Consider the following 17,684-nt stretch of genomic DNA (forward strand, 5'->3'; position numbering starts at 1 on the left):
TGGGCGTATGTGCATGCATTTGCATGAAAACACATCTCGGTGACCCAGCCTTGACCCCGCAAGGCCGCGTTCATAGGTTGATCTTACGTTTTACAGGGCGCGCGATTCTTCAAAGGCGCGCTTCTTCCATTCAACGAGGCAGATCATGAGTGTGGGCAAGGTTTCGGACGCCGATTTCGATGCAGAAGTTCTCAAGGCGGACGGCCCAGTCGTCGTCGATTTCTGGGCGGAGTGGTGCGGCCCCTGCCGCATGATTGCGCCCGCGCTTGACGAAATCGCCGGTGCAATGGGCGACAAGGTCAAGATCGTTAAACTCAACGTCGACGAGAGCCCGAAGACGGCGTCGAAGTACGGCGTGATGTCGATCCCGACCCTGATGATCTTCAAGGGCGGCGAGATGGCTTCGCGTCAGGTCGGCGCTGCGCCGAAGCAGAAGCTTCAGCAGTGGATCAACGGCGCTGTTTAATCGTCGTTTGATTTGAGATTTGAAAAACGGCCGGCTTACGCTGGCCGTTTTTTTTGTGCAGGCGGTCCGGCACTATTGAGGATATGTGCCGTTCTCGCGCAGGACATGACCCGCAAGATAAAGCGAGCCGGTGATGAGAATGCGAGGGGGCACCTCGTAGGCAAGCTTCGCAATCGCTTGTAGTGCGGCTTCGACACTGACAGCGGTTTCAACACGCATGCCAAGCTGGCGCGCGGCATCCGCCAGCGTATCAAGCGGCATGGCGTTGTCCTCGCCGGGAATTTTCACCGCGATGATGTGCCGGGTGAGACCGGCGAAATTGGCGAGGAAGCCTTGCGCATCCTTGTTGCCCATCATCCCCGCGATCACGACGAGCGGACGCGGGACACGCTCTTCCAGATCGCCCAGCGCATCCGCCACCACCCGTCCGCCATCGGGATTGTGCCCGCCGTCGAGCCAGATCTCCGCGTCCGGCGGGCCTGCACTCACCAGCGCGCCAGCGGCAAGCCGCTGCATGCGCGCGGGCCACTCCGCACGCGCGATGCCACGCTCAAACGATGCAGAATCGATCTTGAAGGCGTCGATCGCGCGCAACGTGGCAATCGCCAGCCCCGCATTGTCGAATTGATGCCGTCCGAACAGCCGCGGCGGGACGAGATCGAGCAATCCCCGTTCGTCCTGATAAACCAGCCGTCCATGCTCGACGTTGACATGCCACTGCTGCGTCGCGGCATGAAGCTCGGCTCGCGCACGCTTTGCGCTCTGCTCAATCACGTCGGCTGCTTCTGGGGCCTGTTCAGCACAGATCACCGGCACGCCGCGCTTGATGATCCCAGCCTTCTCAGCCGCAATTTTTCCCAGCGTATCGCCGAGGAATTCCAGATGATCCATGCTGATCGGCGTAATCACGCTGGCCAGCGGCTTGTCGATGACGTTGGTTGCATCGAGACGGCCACCGAGGCCGACTTCGAGCAACACCACATCCGCCGGATGTTCCGCGAACAAATGAAACGCCGCCGCGGTCTCGATTTCAAAAATCGTGATCGTCTCGCCGCCATTCACACGCTCGCAGTGATCTAGAGCCGCGCGCAGCTCTTCGTCGGTGACGAGAACTCCGCCGCCGACCCTTCCGAGACGAAAACGCTCGTTGAAGCGCACGAGATGCGGCGATGTATACACATGGACCCGCAAGCCCGCCGCTTCCAGAATCGCTCGCAGGAAGGCGACCGTCGATCCTTTGCCATTGGTGCCGGCAACCTGAATGACCGGCGGAATTCTTTTTTCCGGATGATCGAGACGCTCAAGGATGCGCCACATGCGATCAAGCGTCAGATCGATACGCTTGGGGTGCAGCGAGGCGAGACGCGCAAGAATGTCGTCGTAGGACGGCGTCGATTGAGCGGGCGACGAGGTCACGCGGGGGACGCAGCCGCGGGCGCGTCGATTACTGGCGGCGGGGCCGCTGCAAAACCTGCCGCCGCCGGTGTCTTGGTCAACAAACGGCAGAGCCGCGCCAAAGTGGCGCGCAGGTCATGACGGTGCACCACCATGTCCACCATGCCGTGCTCCTTCAGGTATTCGGCACGCTGGAAACCTTCGGGCAGCTTCTCGCGGATCGTCTGTTCGATGACGCGCGCACCGGCGAAGCCAATCAGTGCTCCTGGCTCGGCGATCTGCACGTCGCCCAGCATCGCGTAAGACGCAGTAACACCGCCCGTCGTCGGATTCGTCAGCACAACGATGTAAGGCTGCTGAATTTCGCGCAGCATCTGAATGGCCACCGTCGTGCGCGGCATCTGCATCAGCGAAAGAATGCCTTCCTGCATACGTGCGCCGCCTGAGGCGGCGAAGATGATGAATGGCGATTTCTTCTCGACCGCAAGCTCGAGGCCTTTGACGACGGCTTCGCCCGCCGCCATGCCGAGCGAACCACCCATGAAATCGAAGTCCTGAACCGCGACAACGGCCGGATTGCCTTCGAGCTTGCCGTAACCAACCTTCACCGCGTCGTTCAGGCCAGTTTTGGTGCGGGCGTCCTTGATGCGATCAACGTACTTACGCTCATCACGAAATTTGAGCGGATCGGCAACAACCTCCGGCAACGCCACGTCGAACCAGGTTTCATTGTCGAAAATCGACTTCAGCCGCGCCACCGCGCCCATGCGCATGTGATAGTTCGAACCGGGAATGACGAACTGGTTCTGCTCGACATCCTTGTAGAACACCAGCTGTCCGGAATCCGGACATTTGATCCAGAGGTTTTCCGGCGTTTCTCGCTTCAGGATGCTGCGAATCTTCGGCCGGACGACGTTGGTCAACCAGTTCATGTCTAAACTCCATGCGCGCCCCGCTTATGTGCGGTCTGGCGCCCTCGCCCACAAGGGGACCAAAACTATTCAGCGGCCTGCTTTGCGCCGCGCACGCCTTGGGCAAGCGCGGCTGTCAGGTCGGCCACCGCGGACACCGTCTTGGCCGTTGCGCGGCCCTCAGCATCGAGGGTTGCCTTCAGCGCATCGATCAGCGCCGAACCGACTACAGCCCCATCAGCAGTCTGCGCAATGCCGCGCGCTGCCTCCGGTGTCCGGATGCCGAACCCGACGCAGACTGGCAGATCCGTGTGACGCTTGATCCGAGCGACGGCGTTCGCGACTTGCGCGGTATCCGCACTGCCACTGCCGGTAATGCCGGTAATCGACACGTAGTAGACGAAACCCGACGTGTTCGCGAGCACGGCAGGAAGACGTTTGTCGTCGGTCGTTGGTGTTGCGAGGCGAATGAAATTCAACCCTGCTTTCATCGCCGGCAGGCACAGCTCGGTATCTTCTTCCGGCGGCAGATCGACAATGATCAGGCCATCGACGCCAGCTGATTTCGCATCGCTCAGAAACTTGTCGACGCCGTAGATGTAGATCGGATTGTAATATCCCATCAGCACGATCGGGGTCGCCGCATCCTCGCTGCGGAATTCACGTACCACATCGAGAGTCTTCTTCAAAGTCGTACCGGCTTTGAGCGCGCGGAGACCTGCCGCCTGGATCGCGGGACCATCCGCCATCGGATCGGTGAACGGCATGCCGATCTCGATAATGTCGGCTCCTGCCTTCGGCAGCGCCTTGATGATGGCGAGCGATGTTGCGATATCTGGATCGCCGCACATCACAAACGTGACGAAGGCGGAGCGGCCCTGCTTTTTCAGCTCGGCGAAGCGTGTGTCGATACGCGTGGTCACTTCTTCTTGCCTTTCAAAATCTCCGTGATCTGCGGAATGTCCTTGTCGCCGCGGCCGGACAGATTGACCACCATCAGATGATCCTTCGGCCGCTTCGGCGCGAGCTCCATCACCTTGGCGATAGCGTGCGCGGATTCCAGCGCCGGAGGAATGCCCTCGAGGCGCGACAGCAGCATGAAAGCATCAAGCGCCTCATCGTCGGTCGCGCTGAGGTAGGTGACGCGGCCGGTCTCGTGCAGCCAGGAATGCTCGGGCCCGATGCCCGGATAATCGAGGCCTGCCGAGATCGAATGCGCGTCCTGGATCTGGCCGTCATCGTCCATCAGCAAGTAGGTGCGGTTGCCGTGCAGCACGCCTGCCCGACCGCCCGCGATGGATGCTGCGTGCAGATTAGTGAGACCGTGTCCGGCCGCCTCGACGCCAAAAATCTCGACGCTTGTGTCATCGAGAAACGGGTGAAACAAGCCCATCGCGTTCGAGCCGCCGCCGATGCAGGCCACCAGCGAATCCGGCAGGCGACCTTCGGCCTCCTGCATCTGCTTCTTCGTCTCGTCGCCGATGATGGATTGGAAGTCGCGCACCATCATTGGATACGGATGCGGGCCCGCGACCGTGCCGATGCAGTAAAACGTGTTGTGCACGTTGGTAACCCAGTCGCGCAGCGCCTCGTTCATGGCATCCTTCAGCGTGCGCGTACCCGACTGCACCGGCACCACCTTTGCGCCCAGCATTTCCATGCGGAACACATTCGGCGCCTGCCGCGCGACGTCGACCGCGCCCATGTAAACGATGCACTCAAGCCCGAAGCGCGCACAGAGTGTTGCGGTAGCCACACCATGCTGACCGGCACCAGTCTCGGCAATGATGCGCTTCTTGCCCATGCGCCGTGCGACCATGATCTGGCCGAGCACATTGTTCACCTTGTGCGAGCCGGTGTGGTTGAGCTCTTCGCGCTTCAAATAGATCTTCGCGCCGCCGAGGTGCTCGGTGAGGCGCTCTGCAAAATAAAGCGGCGAGGGGCGGCCGACATAGTCCTTGAGATAGCCGTTCATCTCGCGCTGAAACGCGGGATCAGCCTTGGCGTCGGCGTAGGCCTTCTCCAGATCGAGGATCAGCGGCATCAATGTTTCGGCAACATAGCGTCCGCCGAAAATGCCGAAATGGCCGCGCTCATCGGGACCCGAGCGGAAGGAATTGGGGAGAGGTAGGCTCATACGCGACTCGCGACTTTCAGGTTTGCAGACATGGTTTCCGCTTCGCGTGCGGCACGGATGAAAGCGCGGATCATGTCAGGATCTTTCACCCCCGGGGCGCTTTCCACGCCCGAGGAAATGTCGACGCCGCCGGCGCGCGTGACACTGACCGCTTCCGTGACATTGCCGATGGTCAATCCGCCCGACACCATGAACGGGACGTCAAGCTTGATGTTTTCCAACAGATGCCAATCGAACGGTACCCCGAGCCCGCCCGGGCGCGTGGCATCTTTCGGCGCACGCGCATCGAACAGGATACGATCAGCAACCGCAGCATAGCCCGGCAGCCCTGCAAGGTCGGCCGCAGTGCCCACTGGAACAGCCTTCATTACGGGCAATCCAAACTTCTGTTTGATGTCGCGAACACGCGCCACGCTCTCGCTGCCGTGAAGCTGAAGCAGCCCCGGCCGCAGCGCTTCGATGCAATTCTCGAGTGTCGCGTCGTTGGCGTCGACCGTAAGCGCCACCTTGACGGCGCGCCCGTTGACTTGCCGGCCAAGCTCGCGCGCGGTGCCAAGATCGACATGGCGCGGCGACGCCTCAAAAAACACGAAACCCACCATGTCCGCGCCAGCATCCAGCGCCACCTCAAGAGTGTCGCGCTTGGACAGGCCGCAGATTTTCACCACAAGTGACATGGCTTCGGGACAAGGTTGGGCCAATGGCCGCAGATAGGACAGGGGACCGGCAATTGAGGCGGGTTCTACAACGTCGCGCCGTGCTTGTCTCGCCCGACGGACCCGTATTGTGGGATGGTGCCGATCGCTGGAACCTGCCGGCCTCCGCTCGATCCTGCCGGCGTCCGTTCACGCAAATCTGCCAGCTGGGCTCGGGCGTGGCGGGCTTCCGCTTCATTCAGCTTGGCCGCCTTCCGCCACCGGTGCTGGCCAAACCAGGTCGCGATGCTTCCCGCAATGACGCCGAAAATTGCGGCGGCAATAATAACGATGAACAACGGCAGGGTAATGCCTAGCGACGGATCGTTTGAATCGAATGGGTCAAACGATAACGTGATCAGTTGACGGTTCGCCACGGCGAACACCACGAAGATGATCGCGAGCGGCAGTATCACCAAAGCATTGACGATCTTGCGGAGCATGCGAATCCTCGCAAAAGTCAGCGGGTCCTGGTCCCTATCAACGCAGGGACAGCGCCATAAGCGAACTCAGGAAGACCCGCAAATAGAGGCCAATCAGGCAGAGGCGCCAGCCTCTTCCGTATCATCGCGGTTGAGCCGCTCACGCATTTCCTTGCCGGTCTTGAAGAACGGCACGCTCTTTTCCTCGACCGGCACATGCGCACCGGTGCGGGGATTTCGACCCGCGCGAGCAGGACGATGCTTCACTGAGAATGCACCAAAGCCGCGCAGTTCTACACGGTCGCCACGCGCAAGAGCGGCGACGATTTCATCGAGAATGGCATTCACGATGTTCTCGACATCCCGCTGATACAGATGCGGGTTGTGCTCGGAGATGCGCTGAACGAGTTCGGATTTGATCATCGACTGTTGGATCCGTGCGTGCGGGTCATCATTTCCTTGAAAAAGCCGCGAACTGTCAAGTCGCTAATTCAAGGCAAATGGCCGCTAAATACGTGACAGGGACAAAGTTTCGCGTTTGGCTTCATCGCCGCGCTGCGGCAAGCAACGGCTGAAACCAGATTCATGACAATCAATTCGATGCATTGGGCTGCCACAGCGCCAGCATGCCATCTAGACCAAAGCGATCGACAGCACGCACCACACCTGACTGTTCAAGCTGCCGCGCAAACCTGCTCAGACCGAGGGTATCGAGCGTAAAAGATGCTGCGGCACGCAGGAAAGTCATGTCTCCGAAGCGCGGCGTCATCTTGTAATCCCTGACAGGAAGCTCGGAGGAGATTTTTTTCTGCGCCACAAGCCAAGCCACAGCAGTCTTCTCATCGCCGAGCTGATCAATCAACTTGAGGGAAACGGCCTGCCGGCCAGTGAAGACCCGGCCATCAGACACGGTTTGCAGCATCGTATCGTCCATGCTGCGACGCGTTTTCACAAGATCGCGAAACCACGCGTAGGAATCCTTCACCAACGCATCAAGCGCCTCCCGCGCCTCCGGGCTGGTTGGCTCGTAGCCATTGGGTGCGGCCTTCAGAGGCGATGACTTCACCTCCTCGACTTTCACGCCGACAGTTTTCATCAGCTCCGAGAAATTCGGGTACTGAAACAGAACGCCAATCGAGCCGACCAGTGAACTCTGCTGCGCGATGATCTGGTCGGACGCCAGGGCTGCGATGTAGCCGCCGGAGGCGCATAGACCTTCGACCACCACCACGAGCGGCTTCTTCGCCTTCAGGCGCGTCAGTGCGTCGTAGAGTTGCTCTGAACCGGCAGTGGTACCGCCGGGCGAATTGATATGGACGATGACGGCAGCGGCCGACGACTTCTCCAGCCGTTCGAGCGCCTCGACCCGCTCCTGGTCACTGCGGATCAAGCCATCGATCTTGACCCGCGCAATCGCGCTTGAGCTGCCAAGCGCATTCCGTCCGGCAGGCGTACCAAGTGCAGCAACTGCGACCACCGCGGCGATGATCCCCAGCGCGGCAATGATGCGCCAGAACGTCAGCTTGCGACGAATGCGGCGGCGATCGACGATCGCATCGGAATCCAGCGACATGGGTTTTCTCCTGAACCGTCGAATGGTGTGAAAGCCTTATGGCTTGAGAGCCCTAGTGTGGTGGTCCAGAAGCTCGCTACGGGATGCGCTGCATTATGAGGCGAACTTCGGATTCGGGACACCAGGGGCTTGAAAGGCCTCGATGTTCTGAGGCCTCAGCCTTGCTATCCGGTAACTTCAATACATCAATTGCTGTCTAATTTGAAGAAAGCATGGCGCACGGATGCGCGGCAGCGCTGCACGTCCAAAAGGCATAAAAGGAAGGCAAATAAAAAGGGCTCCGGAAAATTCCGGAGCCCGATTTATGACAGAACGACAACCCGTCGTTCGATTATCGCACTTACTTGTCGCGCTTCTTGAGCGCGTTGCCGAGAATATCGCCCAGCGTCGCGCCCGAATCGGACGAACCGTACTGCGCGATGGCTTCCTTCTCCTCAGCGACTTCAAGCGCCTTGATCGAGACCTGCACCTTGCGGGCCTTCTTGTCGAACTGGATGACGCGAGCATCAACCTTTTCGCCAACCGCAAAGCGTTCAGCGCGCTGATCGCCACGGTCACGCGCCAGTTCTGAGCGCTTGATGAAGGTGGTGAAGTCGGTGCCGGTGATCTGAACTTCGATACCGGTGTCCTTCACTTCGAGGATTTCGCAGGTCACTACGGCGCCCTTCTTGACGTCGCCTGGCTCGGCGAACGGATCGCCTTCGAGCTGCTTGACGCCAAGCGAGATGCGCTCCTTCTCGACATCCACATCGAGAACGACGGCCTTGACCATGTCGCCCTTCTTGTAGTTGTCGATGACCTGTTCGCCCGGGAGCTTCCAGTCGAGGTCGGAGAGATGGACCATGCCGTCCACTTCGCCTTCGAGGCCGAGGAACAGACCGAACTCGGTCTTGTTCTTGACTTCGCCCTCGACGGTCGAACCGACCGGGAACTTCTCGACGAACACTTCCCACGGATTGCGCATGGTCTGCTTGAGACCGAGCGAAATACGGCGCTTGGCGGAATCCACCTCGAGCACCTGCACTTCGACTTCCTGCGAGGTCGAAACGATCTTGCCGGGGTGCATGTTCTTCTTGGTCCACGACATCTCCGAGACGTGGATCAGGCCTTCGATGCCCGGCTCCAGCTCGACGAATGCACCGTAGTCCGTAATGTTGGTGACGCGTCCGGTGAAGCGCGAGTTCAGCGGATACTTCGCCTCGATGCCCTGCCATGGATCGTCCAGCAGCTGCTTCATGCCGAGCGAAATGCGGTGGGTCTCGTGGTTGATCTTGATGATCTTCACCTTGACCGTCTGGCCGATGGACAGCACTTCGGTCGGGTGATTGACGCGGCGCCATGCGATGTCGGTAACATGCAGCAGACCGTCGATACCGCCGAGATCAACGAACGCACCGTAATCGGTGATGTTCTTGACCACGCCGTCGATGACCTGACCTTCTTCGAGGTTCTGCACCAGTTCCTGACGCTGTTCGGCGCGGGTCTCTTCGAGAACCGTGCGGCGCGACACCACGATGTTGCCGCGGCGGCGATCCATCTTGAGGATCTGGAACGGCTGCGAGTTGTTCATCAGCGGAGCGACGTCGCGGATCGGACGAATATCGACCTGCGAGCGCGGCAGGAAGGCCACGGCGCCGTCGAGATCGACAGTGAAGCCACCCTTGACCTGATTGAAGATGATGCCGTTGACCTTCTCGTTGTTGTTGAAGGCCTTCTCGAGCTTGCCCCAGCTCTCTTCGCGGCGAGCCTTGTCGCGCGACAGTACAGCTTCGCCAAGTGCATTCTCGATCCGGTCGAGAAACACCTCGACCTCATCGCCGACCTTAAGGTCGCTCTCACGGCCGGGGCCGTTAAATTCGCGGAGAGCCACGCGGCCCTCAGTCTTCAGGCCGACGTCAATGACGGCCATGTCCTTCTCAATCGCAACAACCTTGCCCTTGATGACAGAGCTTTCCTGCAGATTGCCGCCTGCGAAGGACTCATCGAGCATCGCGGCGAAATCGTCGCGGGAAGGATTATATGAACTAGCAGTCGAAGCCATTTGTTCTCCAAATGCGGGGTGCCGGCAGCGGGGTTGATGGCGTATCGCGCGTCCAGTGTCAGAGGTCCGCAACCTTTGACGACCGCCTCGCAAACTTTCATCTGCGAGAACGGGCCGGCGGGTGCCTGCACGAACGATACGGTGATTGACGCGCTTCCGCGCGTTACGTGGAGTCCAAGGCCCAAGGTGAACAATCAACCTCAAAGCAGCCGACGTTCGAAGACCTGGAGCGGGCATTCCTCCAATAACGGCAGGGACTATGCCCTCGGCCGGCCCGCTCGAACGGCCTCGACAATGTCGATGGCAGCCTGAACTCCGCTCTCTATATCCAAATGAGAGTTATCCAGCAAGTATGCATCCGGAGCCGCCTTTAAAGGCGCCGCAGCCCGATTTTTGTCGCGTTCATCGCGCTTTAGGATGTCCGCAAGGACGGCAGCTTCATCTACCGGCTCACCCCGCCCTCGCATCTCCAGGGCCCGCCTGCGGGCCCGCACTTCGGGGTCCGCAACCACAAAAATCTTCACATCTGCGTCGGGGCAGATCACTGTTCCGATGTCCCGACCGTCGAGCACAGCCCCTGGAGGGCCGGCGGCGAAGTTGCGCTGGAACGTCAGGAGCGCGGCGCGAACCGACTGGTGGACTGAAACCACCGAGGCGGCCTCTCCCACCACCTGAGTCTTCAAAACAGGATCGCCGAATGCCGCCGGATCAAGCTCCGCTGCCAGGGAAGCCGCATACGCCTCGTCCGTAAGGTCACCACCCGCATCCATCACCGCCTTGGCCACGGCGCGGTAGATCAACCCGGTGTCGAGGTGGCGAAAGTGGTAATGCGCGGCAAGGCGCTTACCGAGGGTGCCCTTGCCGGAGGCTGCCGGCCCGTCGATTGCGATGATCATGCGAGGTCCGCTCCCAGACCGCGCATCATCGGAATGAAGTCCGGGAAGCTCGTGGCAATGAACGTGGTGTCGTCGACCTTGACGGGCGCATCCGCAGCCGTGCCCATGACCAGTGCCGACATCGCAATACGGTGATCCATGTGGGTGGCGACGAGGCCGCCGCCCGGGACATGGCCCTTGCCGACCACGATCATGTCATCGCCGGAAATTTCGACCTGCACACCATTGACGCGAAGCATGTCCGCAGTGGCTTCCAAACGATCGGATTCCTTCACGCGCAGTTCCTGAAGACCACGCATCGTCGTGGTGCCTTCAGCAAAAGCTGCGGCGACCGCGAGCACGAGATATTCGTCGATCATCGACGGCGCACGCTCAGGTGGCACCATGACGCCACGCAACTGAGACGCACGGATACGGAACTGCGCCATCGGTTCCCCGGTATCGTTGCGCTGATGGCTTTCTTCAATGGACGCACCCATTTCGCGCAACGTGGTGAAAAGCCCTGTTCGCAGCGGGTTTGTCATCACGTCGGTCAACACGACGTCCGAACCCGGCACGATCAGCGCGGCAACGATAGGGAAAGCCGCGGATGACGGATCAGCAGGCACGACGACGGTGGCCCCACGCAACTCCGGCTGGCCGGTGAGCGAAATTTTACGGCCATGAGTGCCTTCATTCGTTGAGACGACATGCGCCCCGAAGTGGCTCAGCATCAGCTCGGTATGATCGCGGCTGGCTTCCGTCTCGATCACCGTGGTCACGCCCGGCGCTGATAGACCTGCCAGCAGAACGGCTGATTTGATTTGGGCCGAAGCCACCGGTGTCCGGTAGACGATCGGCAGCGGCTCGCGCGCGCCCTGCAATGTCATCGGCAGCCGGCCGCTGTCGCCGCTTGACGTCACCTTGGAGCCCATCAGTTCCAGAGGGTCGAGAATCCGGCGCATCGGGCGTTTGCGCAGCGATGCGTCGCCATCGAAAGTCGCCTCGATCGGACTACCGGCCACCGCACCCATGGCGAGACGACATCCCGTGCCGCTGTTCCCGAAATCCAGCGGTGCCGCCGGCGCCTTGAAGCCCCCGACGCCGACACCGTGGACCGTCCAGGTACCCTCGCCCGTGCGTTCCACCTGTGCCCCGAGCGCCTTCATGGCCTTGGCGGTATTGAGAACGTCCTCCCCCTCCAGAAGCCCGGAAATGCGGGTTTCTCCCACCGCCAGCGCCCCCAGAATGAGGGCCCGATGGGAGATCGACTTATCGCCGGGGACGCGGACACGGCCGCTCAGCGGGCCGCTGGACCGCGATTGGAGCGGGGTAGGCTGGTCAGAATGGGACAATTTCAGGATCCTTTACGCAGGGCGGCTCCTACCATGAGACTGAGAGGACGTCACGACCCGGTCATTTATCATTCAAACCGCTATTGACAGCGGCGTCGCAACTAGCCAAGTGAAGCTCCGTTTTTCTCGACATTCCAGGACTCCGCCCGTGGCCAAAGCCGATCTCGGAACCAAGCGCATTTGCCCAACGACAGGCAAAAAGTTCTATGACCTGAACAAGAATCCGGTGATTTCGCCCTATACCGGTGAAGTCGTTCCGATTGCCCCTGCACCGGTGACGCGGGGACGAAGTGAGGCGGCGCGTGCGTCTGCAGCTGCTTCTTCTATCGTGCCAGAGGCCGCGGAGTCCGAAGAGTTGGTCTCGCTCGAGGAGGCCGATGCCGAAGAGAATTCCGGCAAGGTCAAGGCGGCGTTGCCGGAATCCGAGGATGACATCGAGGTGGATGACACGATCGATGACGACGATGACGATGATTCAACCTTCATCGCCGAGGACGAAGAAGACGATGAAGACGTGACCGACATCATCGGTGACGTTTCTGGTGACGAAGAGACTTGAGATAAACCCTCAAGTGTGATCTTTCACGATTCCCCGCGCGGACTGCTTCGCGCGGTGAGGTTCGGGGCCATAGCTCAGCTGGGAGAGCGCTTGCATGGCATGCAAGAGGTCGGCGGTTCGATCCCGCCTGGCTCCACCAACCGCCTCTCGATACGGGAGCGGATATTCGCTTCCTGAACATTTTTTTTTGAATAGCTCCCGACGGGCGCTCGCTATCCGCATAGCTCCCTGTGCGCACCGATATTGACGGCGTCGTTCAAATTCTTTCAATGTGACGAACCCACAACAAGTTGTGACGGCAACACGTTTCAGTTGTCCCGCAGATCAAAGGTTCACCGATGACACTACCAGGCGCCGGAGCGATAGCCGGATTGCGTGTGATTGACCTGTCACGCGTGCTCGGCGGTCCCTATTGCACGCAGATTCTCGCGGACCACGGCGCAGATGTCATCAAAGTTGAACCGCCGGCCGGCGACGAGACCCGTGACTGGGGCCCCCCGTTTCACGAGGACGATGCAGCCTATTTCCTTGGTGCAAATCGCAACAAGCGCTCGATCGGCCTCGACCTCGCATCGGAAGGCGGACGCGCGGTGTTGATGAAGATGCTCGAGACAGCCGACGTGCTGATCGAGAATTTCAAACCGGGCACGCTCGACAAATGGGGCATCGGCAACGATGTCTTGCGCGCGCGATTTCCGAAACTGATTCACTGCCGCATTTCAGGTTTCGGCGCGGACGGACCGCACGGCGGTCACCCAGGATATGACGCGATCATCCAGTCGATGGTCGGATTGATGGCGGCGACCGGATCGCAGGAAAGCGGCCCGACGCGCATCGGCGTCGCGCTGGTGGACATGGCGACCGGCCTCTATGCGGCTGTCGGTATCCTGATGGCGCTTGCGGAGCGCGAAAAGTCAGGGCTTGGCCAGTTTGTCGAAGCGACGCTTTACGAAACGGGGCTCGCGATCATGCATCCGCATACCGCGAACTTCTTCATGCACGGCAAGCCTCCGGCGCTGACCGGCAACGAGCATCCCAACCTCGTGCCCTACGCGGTGTTTGCAGCACGCGACGGAAACATCTTCATGGGGGTCGGCAACGACGCCACCTTCCGCAAGCTGTGTAAGGAACTCGGCAAGCCCGAGCTCGGGACCGATCCGCGCTTTGCCCGTAATCGCGACCGCGTCGAACATCGCGATGCGCTGCGCGCCGAGCTCGAAGCGATCCTCAAGCATCACGACAGCGAACCGCTCTGCCGTCGCTTGCTTGCGGCCGGTCTGCCCGCAGGCCCAGTACAGTCCATCGACAAGGCCCTGGCCAACGAGCACACCAAGTACCGCGGCGATATCATCGAAAAGGACTGGTACAAGGGCGTTGCCTCTCCCGTCCGCTTCGACCGCACGAAGGCGTCGCTGCGCCGCGTTCCGCCGAAGTTCAGCCAACACGCTGATGAGGTGCTCGCGGAGTTTGGTTACTCGGCCAAGGACATTGCCGATCTGCACGCAGCGGGGACAGTGGTCAGCCAGCGCAAGCGCTGACCGCCCATCGCGACGCCGAAAGGAGCCATAAGGGCGAGGGTTGATGACCCTCGCTTTTTTTCGCGCATGCGCAGGTTTAGGCGCGCCCAAAGTTCAAGTCATTTAGGGCTTCCCTCGGGCAACCTTCCCCGACTACCATTCCACGTCACTTGCACGTCATCCGGCGCTGTTACGGCGCAAAACGATGATGACGGCTTCAGGGAGAACATCGATGACAATGCGCCAGATTGGCTTTGGCTTGGCGACTTCGACCCTCATGGCACTTGCGACACCGGCGCAAGCGGTGACTGAAATTCAGTGGTGGCACGCCATGACCGGCGGCAACAACGACGTGATCGTCAAGCTCGCAGAAGAGTTCAATGCCTCACAGAGCGACTACAAGGTCGTGCCCTCCTACAAAGGCAGCTATCCAGACACGATGAATGCCGGCATCGCCGCGTTCCGCGCCGGCAACGCGCCGCATATCCTGCAAGTGTTCGAAGTCGGCACCGCAACCATGATGTCTGCCACCGGCGCCGTGAAGCCGGTCTACAAGCTGATGGCCGAGGCCAACGAGAAGTTCGATCCGAAAGCCTATCTTCCGGCCATCACCGGTTACTACTCGACATCGAAGGGAGAGATGCTGTCCTTCCCCTTCAACTCGTCATCGATGGTCATGTGGATCAACAAGGACGCGCTGAAGAAAGCCAACATCGCCGAGATTCCGAAAACCTGGCCCGAAGTGTTCGATGATGCCAAGAAGCTGAAGGCGGCCGGTTACGCCACCTGCGGATTTTCAACCGCGTGGGTGACTTGGGCCAACCTTGAACAGCTCTCGTCGTGGCATAACGTTCCTCTCGCTAGCAAAGCGAACGGTCTCGACGGTTTCGACACTGTGCTCGAATTCAACGGCCCGCTGCAGGTGAAGCACCTTGAGAATCTGGTCGAACTCCAGAAAGACAAGACCTACGATTATTCAGGCCGCACCAACACTGGTGAAGGTCGTTTCACCTCAGGCGAATGTCCGATCTTCCTGACGTCATCGGGCTTCTTTGGCCAGGTGAAAGCAAATGCGAAATTCGACTGGACCAATGCTCCGATGCCTTACTATCCGGATGTGAAGGGAGCGCCGCAGAATTCGATCATCGGTGGCGCCTCGCTGTGGGTCATGGGCGGCAAAAAGCCTGATGAATACAAAGGCGTCGCCAAGTTCCTCGCCTTCCTCTCGGATACAGACCGCCAAGTCGCGATCCACAAGGCGTCCGGCTATCTGCCCATCACGAAAGCCGCATACGCCAAGGCGAAGGAACAAGGCTTCTATAAAGATCAGCCGTATCTTGAAACGCCACTGCTCGAATTGACGAACAAGGAGCCGACCGAAAACTCGCGCGGGCTTCGTCTGGGCAACATGGTGCAGCTGCGCGACATCTGGGCCGAAGAGATCGAAGGCGCCTTGGCCGGGAAGAAGACCGCCAAGGAAGCGCTCGACGCGGGTGTCACGCGTGGCAACCAGATGCTGCGCCAGTTCGAGCGCACCGTTGCGAAGTAATCCTGGAGAGGGCGAGACAACTCTTGTCTCGCCCCTCGTTTTTGCTTTGATTGTTCAATGAAGCTCACCACTCTCATTCCCATGCTGAGTGTGTCCGACCTCGAACGGACAATGTTGTTCTATGGCGAACAACTCGGCTTCGACGTTCTGAACAGCTTTGGTGACACCGAACCCAGATGGTGCATGCTCGGGCGTGACAGCGCGCGGATCATGTTCAATCAGCCTCCACAAGAAGAGCTGGACACGATTCCTCAGCGCGCCAAGGATTTTCAAGTCTTCTACTTTTATCCAGACGACGTCGCGGCCCTGCATGCTGCATGGAAAGGCGCAGGATTACAGGTCAGCGAGTTACGCGTGACCGATTATCACATGAAGGAATTCGAACTGCGTGATCCTGACGGCTACTGGCTGTGGTTCGGACAGGAAGCATCCGATCCACCGACCGGGAATGCGTGATGCAGAAGCAGAGCGTATTCCAATCTCGCCTGCTGCCGTTCATCCTGCTGATCCCGCAGGTCACGATTGTGCTGATTTTCTTCTACTGGCCTGCGGCGCAAGCCGTGTGGCAGTCCTTCCTGTTGCAGGATGCCTTCGGTCTCTCGACCACCTTTGTCGCGTTTGAAAATTACACCGAGCTGCTTCAACAGCCGGAATATTTCAATGCAATCGTCAGAACTTTCGCTTTCTCGGCAGCCATTGGCGGCGCATCGCTCTCGATTGCGCTGCTGCTCGCGGTGATGGCGAACAAGCCGCTGCGCGGCGTCACCATCTACCGCACGTTGCTGATCTGGCCCTACGCGGTCGCGCCAGCGATTGCGGGTGTGCTCTGGATCTTCATGCTGCATCCTTCTCTGGGGGTGCTTGCGCGCGGGCTTCGCGCGATGGGCATCGACTGGAATCCGCTGCTCAACGGCAACCACGCCGTGATCCTCGTGGTGGCGGCGGCGACCTGGAAGCAAATCTCCTACAACTTCCTGTTCTTCCTCGCCGGCCTGCAAGCAATCCCCAAAAGCGTGCTGGAAGCTGCCGCCATCGATGGCGCAAAGCCGATGCGGCGTTTCTGGACCGTGACGTTTCCGTTGCTGACGCCAACGATCTTCTTTTTGATCGTCGTCAACGTGGTCTATGCGTTCTTCGACACCTTCGGCATCATCGATGCCATGACCGGCGGCGGCCCGGCGAAGGCGACGGAAACGCTTGTTTACAAGGTCTATCTCGACGGTCTGCTCGGCGGAAATCTCGGCAGCTCCGCAGCGCAATCCGTTATCCTGATGGTCATAGTCATCGCCCTCACCGCGATTCAGTTCCGGTACATCGAACGCAAGGTCACGTACTGATGGTCGAGCGCAAGGGCATCCGGCGTTACGTCGCGCATCTCATTTTGTGGATCGGCATCGCCATCGTGGCGTTCCCGGTCTATCTCGCCATCGTCGCATCCACCCAGGAAGCTGCGCAAATCGCCAATGGACAGATGTCGTTGCTGCCAGGTGGGCACTTTCTCGATACCTACTATAAAACGATTTTCGTCGGCACCAGTGGCTCGACCCGCGAACCGGTGGGCGTGATGCTGTTCAACTCCCTGGTGATGGCCCTGTCGATCGCGCTCGGCAAGATCGCGATTTCTATCCTGTCGGCTTACGCGATCGTGTATTTTCGCTTTCCGTTCCGGATGTGGGTCTTCTGGTTGATCTTCATCACGCTGATGCTGCCGGTGGAAGTCCGCATCTACCCCACCTACAAGATCGCGGCCGATCTCAGCCTGCTCGACAGTTATGCCGGGTTGACATTGCCGTTGATCGCATCGGCGACGGCCACCCTTCTGTTCCGGCAGTTCTTCATGACCGTACCGGACGAATTGCTGGAAGCGTCGCGCATCGATGGCGCGGGACCATTTCGTTTCTTCAAGGATACGCTGCTGCCACTGTCCCGCACCAACATGGCGGCGCTGTTCGTAATCCTCTTCATCTACGGCTGGAATCAATATCTCTGGCCGCTTCTGATCACGACGCGCGACGACATGCAAACCATCGTCATCGGCATCCGCAAGATGATCACCACATCCGACGCGCTCACCGAATGGCCCGTGGTGATGGCAACAGCCGTGCTGGCCATGCTGCCCCCGGTGGCCGTTGTGATTCTGATGCAGAAGCTGTTCGTGCGCGGCCTCGTCGAGACTGAGAAATAGGATC

The 17,684-nt window shown here is 59.8% G+C and carries 18 protein-coding genes and 1 tRNA gene; 8 read left to right on the plus strand and 11 right to left on the minus strand.

All coding sequences use genetic code 11. From position 1 onward, the window contains the following. Positions 1-145: 145 nt before the first annotated feature. Positions 146-466, plus strand: coding sequence for a thioredoxin (trxA, locus tag ACZ5C3_RS00385; RefSeq protein ID WP_464034424.1), 321 nt, complete (start codon positions 146-148; stop codon positions 464-466). Positions 467-538: 72 nt separating this feature from the next. On the opposite strand, the gene ACZ5C3_RS00390 is transcribed toward trxA, so the two are convergent. From ACZ5C3_RS00390 to aroA, 11 genes are all read right to left on the minus strand, one after another. Continuing rightward, complete coding sequence (locus tag ACZ5C3_RS00390; RefSeq protein ID WP_464044807.1) at positions 539-1,783, minus strand: bifunctional folylpolyglutamate synthase/dihydrofolate synthase; 1,245 nt, start codon at positions 1,781-1,783, stop codon at positions 539-541. A 95-nt stretch (positions 1,784-1,878) separates the two neighbouring features. Further along, a complete protein-coding gene (gene accD, locus ACZ5C3_RS00395) occupies positions 1,879-2,793 on the minus strand; it encodes an acetyl-CoA carboxylase, carboxyltransferase subunit beta (RefSeq protein WP_464044418.1) in 915 nt (304 codons plus the stop codon). Between the two features lie 65 nt (positions 2,794-2,858). After that, positions 2,859-3,695, minus strand: coding sequence for a tryptophan synthase subunit alpha (gene trpA, locus ACZ5C3_RS00400; protein ID WP_464034427.1), 837 nt, complete (start codon positions 3,693-3,695; stop codon positions 2,859-2,861). Beyond that, positions 3,692-4,909 (minus strand): tryptophan synthase subunit beta, encoded by a 1,218-nt coding sequence (gene trpB / locus ACZ5C3_RS00405; protein WP_464044419.1) that lies wholly within the window; start codon positions 4,907-4,909, stop codon positions 3,692-3,694. Before trpB ends, trpA begins: the two co-directional genes overlap by 4 nt. Then, positions 4,906-5,586 carry a phosphoribosylanthranilate isomerase gene (locus tag ACZ5C3_RS00410; protein WP_464034431.1) on the minus strand — a complete coding sequence of 227 codons (681 nt, stop codon included), beginning with the start codon at positions 5,584-5,586 and terminating at the stop codon, positions 4,906-4,908. The genes trpB and ACZ5C3_RS00410 overlap by 4 nt, the downstream gene beginning before the upstream one ends. A gap of 65 nt (positions 5,587-5,651) precedes the next feature. Next, positions 5,652-6,047, minus strand: coding sequence for a lipopolysaccharide assembly protein LapA domain-containing protein (locus tag ACZ5C3_RS00415; protein ID WP_464034432.1), 396 nt, complete (start codon positions 6,045-6,047; stop codon positions 5,652-5,654). Between the two features lie 93 nt (positions 6,048-6,140). Next, positions 6,141-6,461 (minus strand): integration host factor subunit beta, encoded by a 321-nt coding sequence (locus ACZ5C3_RS00420; protein ID WP_464044808.1) that lies wholly within the window; start codon positions 6,459-6,461, stop codon positions 6,141-6,143. A gap of 157 nt (positions 6,462-6,618) precedes the next feature. Then, positions 6,619-7,599: a signal peptide peptidase SppA gene (gene sppA / locus ACZ5C3_RS00425; protein ID WP_464034434.1), complete on the minus strand. Its 981-nt coding sequence runs from the start codon at positions 7,597-7,599 to the stop codon at positions 6,619-6,621. Between the two features lie 340 nt (positions 7,600-7,939). Then, the gene (rpsA, locus tag ACZ5C3_RS00430; protein ID WP_464034435.1) at positions 7,940-9,640 is read right to left on the minus strand and encodes a 30S ribosomal protein S1; all 1,701 of its coding nucleotides are present in this window, start codon (positions 9,638-9,640) and stop codon (positions 7,940-7,942) included. 257 nt (positions 9,641-9,897) lie between these two features. Continuing rightward, positions 9,898-10,536, minus strand: a complete 639-nt coding sequence (gene cmk / locus ACZ5C3_RS00435) for a (d)CMP kinase (RefSeq protein WP_464034437.1) — start codon at positions 10,534-10,536, stop codon at positions 9,898-9,900. Beyond that, positions 10,533-11,870 (minus strand): 3-phosphoshikimate 1-carboxyvinyltransferase, encoded by a 1,338-nt coding sequence (gene aroA, locus ACZ5C3_RS00440; RefSeq protein WP_464034439.1) that lies wholly within the window; start codon positions 11,868-11,870, stop codon positions 10,533-10,535. The genes cmk and aroA overlap by 4 nt, the downstream gene beginning before the upstream one ends. Before the next feature lie 148 nt (positions 11,871-12,018). Between aroA and ACZ5C3_RS00445 the strand changes: the two genes are divergently transcribed. The 7 genes from ACZ5C3_RS00445 to ugpE all read left to right on the plus strand — a co-directional run bounded on the left by ACZ5C3_RS00445 (position 12,019) and on the right by ugpE (position 17,680). Further along, the gene (locus ACZ5C3_RS00445) at positions 12,019-12,429 is read left to right on the plus strand and encodes a TIGR02300 family protein (RefSeq protein WP_464034441.1); all 411 of its coding nucleotides are present in this window, start codon (positions 12,019-12,021) and stop codon (positions 12,427-12,429) included. A gap of 63 nt (positions 12,430-12,492) precedes the next feature. After that, positions 12,493-12,568, plus strand: a tRNA-Ala gene (locus tag ACZ5C3_RS00450). 199 nt (positions 12,569-12,767) lie between these two features. Further along, positions 12,768-13,967, plus strand: a complete 1,200-nt coding sequence (locus tag ACZ5C3_RS00455; RefSeq protein WP_464044420.1) for a CaiB/BaiF CoA transferase family protein — start codon at positions 12,768-12,770, stop codon at positions 13,965-13,967. A gap of 211 nt (positions 13,968-14,178) precedes the next feature. After that, entirely contained in the window at positions 14,179-15,495 is a 1,317-nt protein-coding gene (gene ugpB / locus ACZ5C3_RS00460) for a sn-glycerol-3-phosphate ABC transporter substrate-binding protein UgpB (RefSeq protein WP_464034442.1), read from the plus strand. A gap of 57 nt (positions 15,496-15,552) precedes the next feature. Then, positions 15,553-15,951, plus strand: coding sequence for a VOC family protein (locus tag ACZ5C3_RS00465; protein WP_464034444.1), 399 nt, complete (start codon positions 15,553-15,555; stop codon positions 15,949-15,951). Continuing rightward, entirely contained in the window at positions 15,951-16,832 is an 882-nt protein-coding gene (gene ugpA / locus ACZ5C3_RS00470; protein ID WP_464034446.1) for a sn-glycerol-3-phosphate ABC transporter permease UgpA, read from the plus strand. Before ACZ5C3_RS00465 ends, ugpA begins: the two co-directional genes overlap by 1 nt. Beyond that, the gene (gene ugpE / locus ACZ5C3_RS00475) at positions 16,832-17,680 is read left to right on the plus strand and encodes a sn-glycerol-3-phosphate ABC transporter permease UgpE (RefSeq protein WP_464034448.1); all 849 of its coding nucleotides are present in this window, start codon (positions 16,832-16,834) and stop codon (positions 17,678-17,680) included. Before ugpA ends, ugpE begins: the two co-directional genes overlap by 1 nt. Positions 17,681-17,684 lie beyond the last annotated feature (4 nt).

This window comes from Afipia dichlorophenoxyacetatis, from assembly GCF_055386385.1.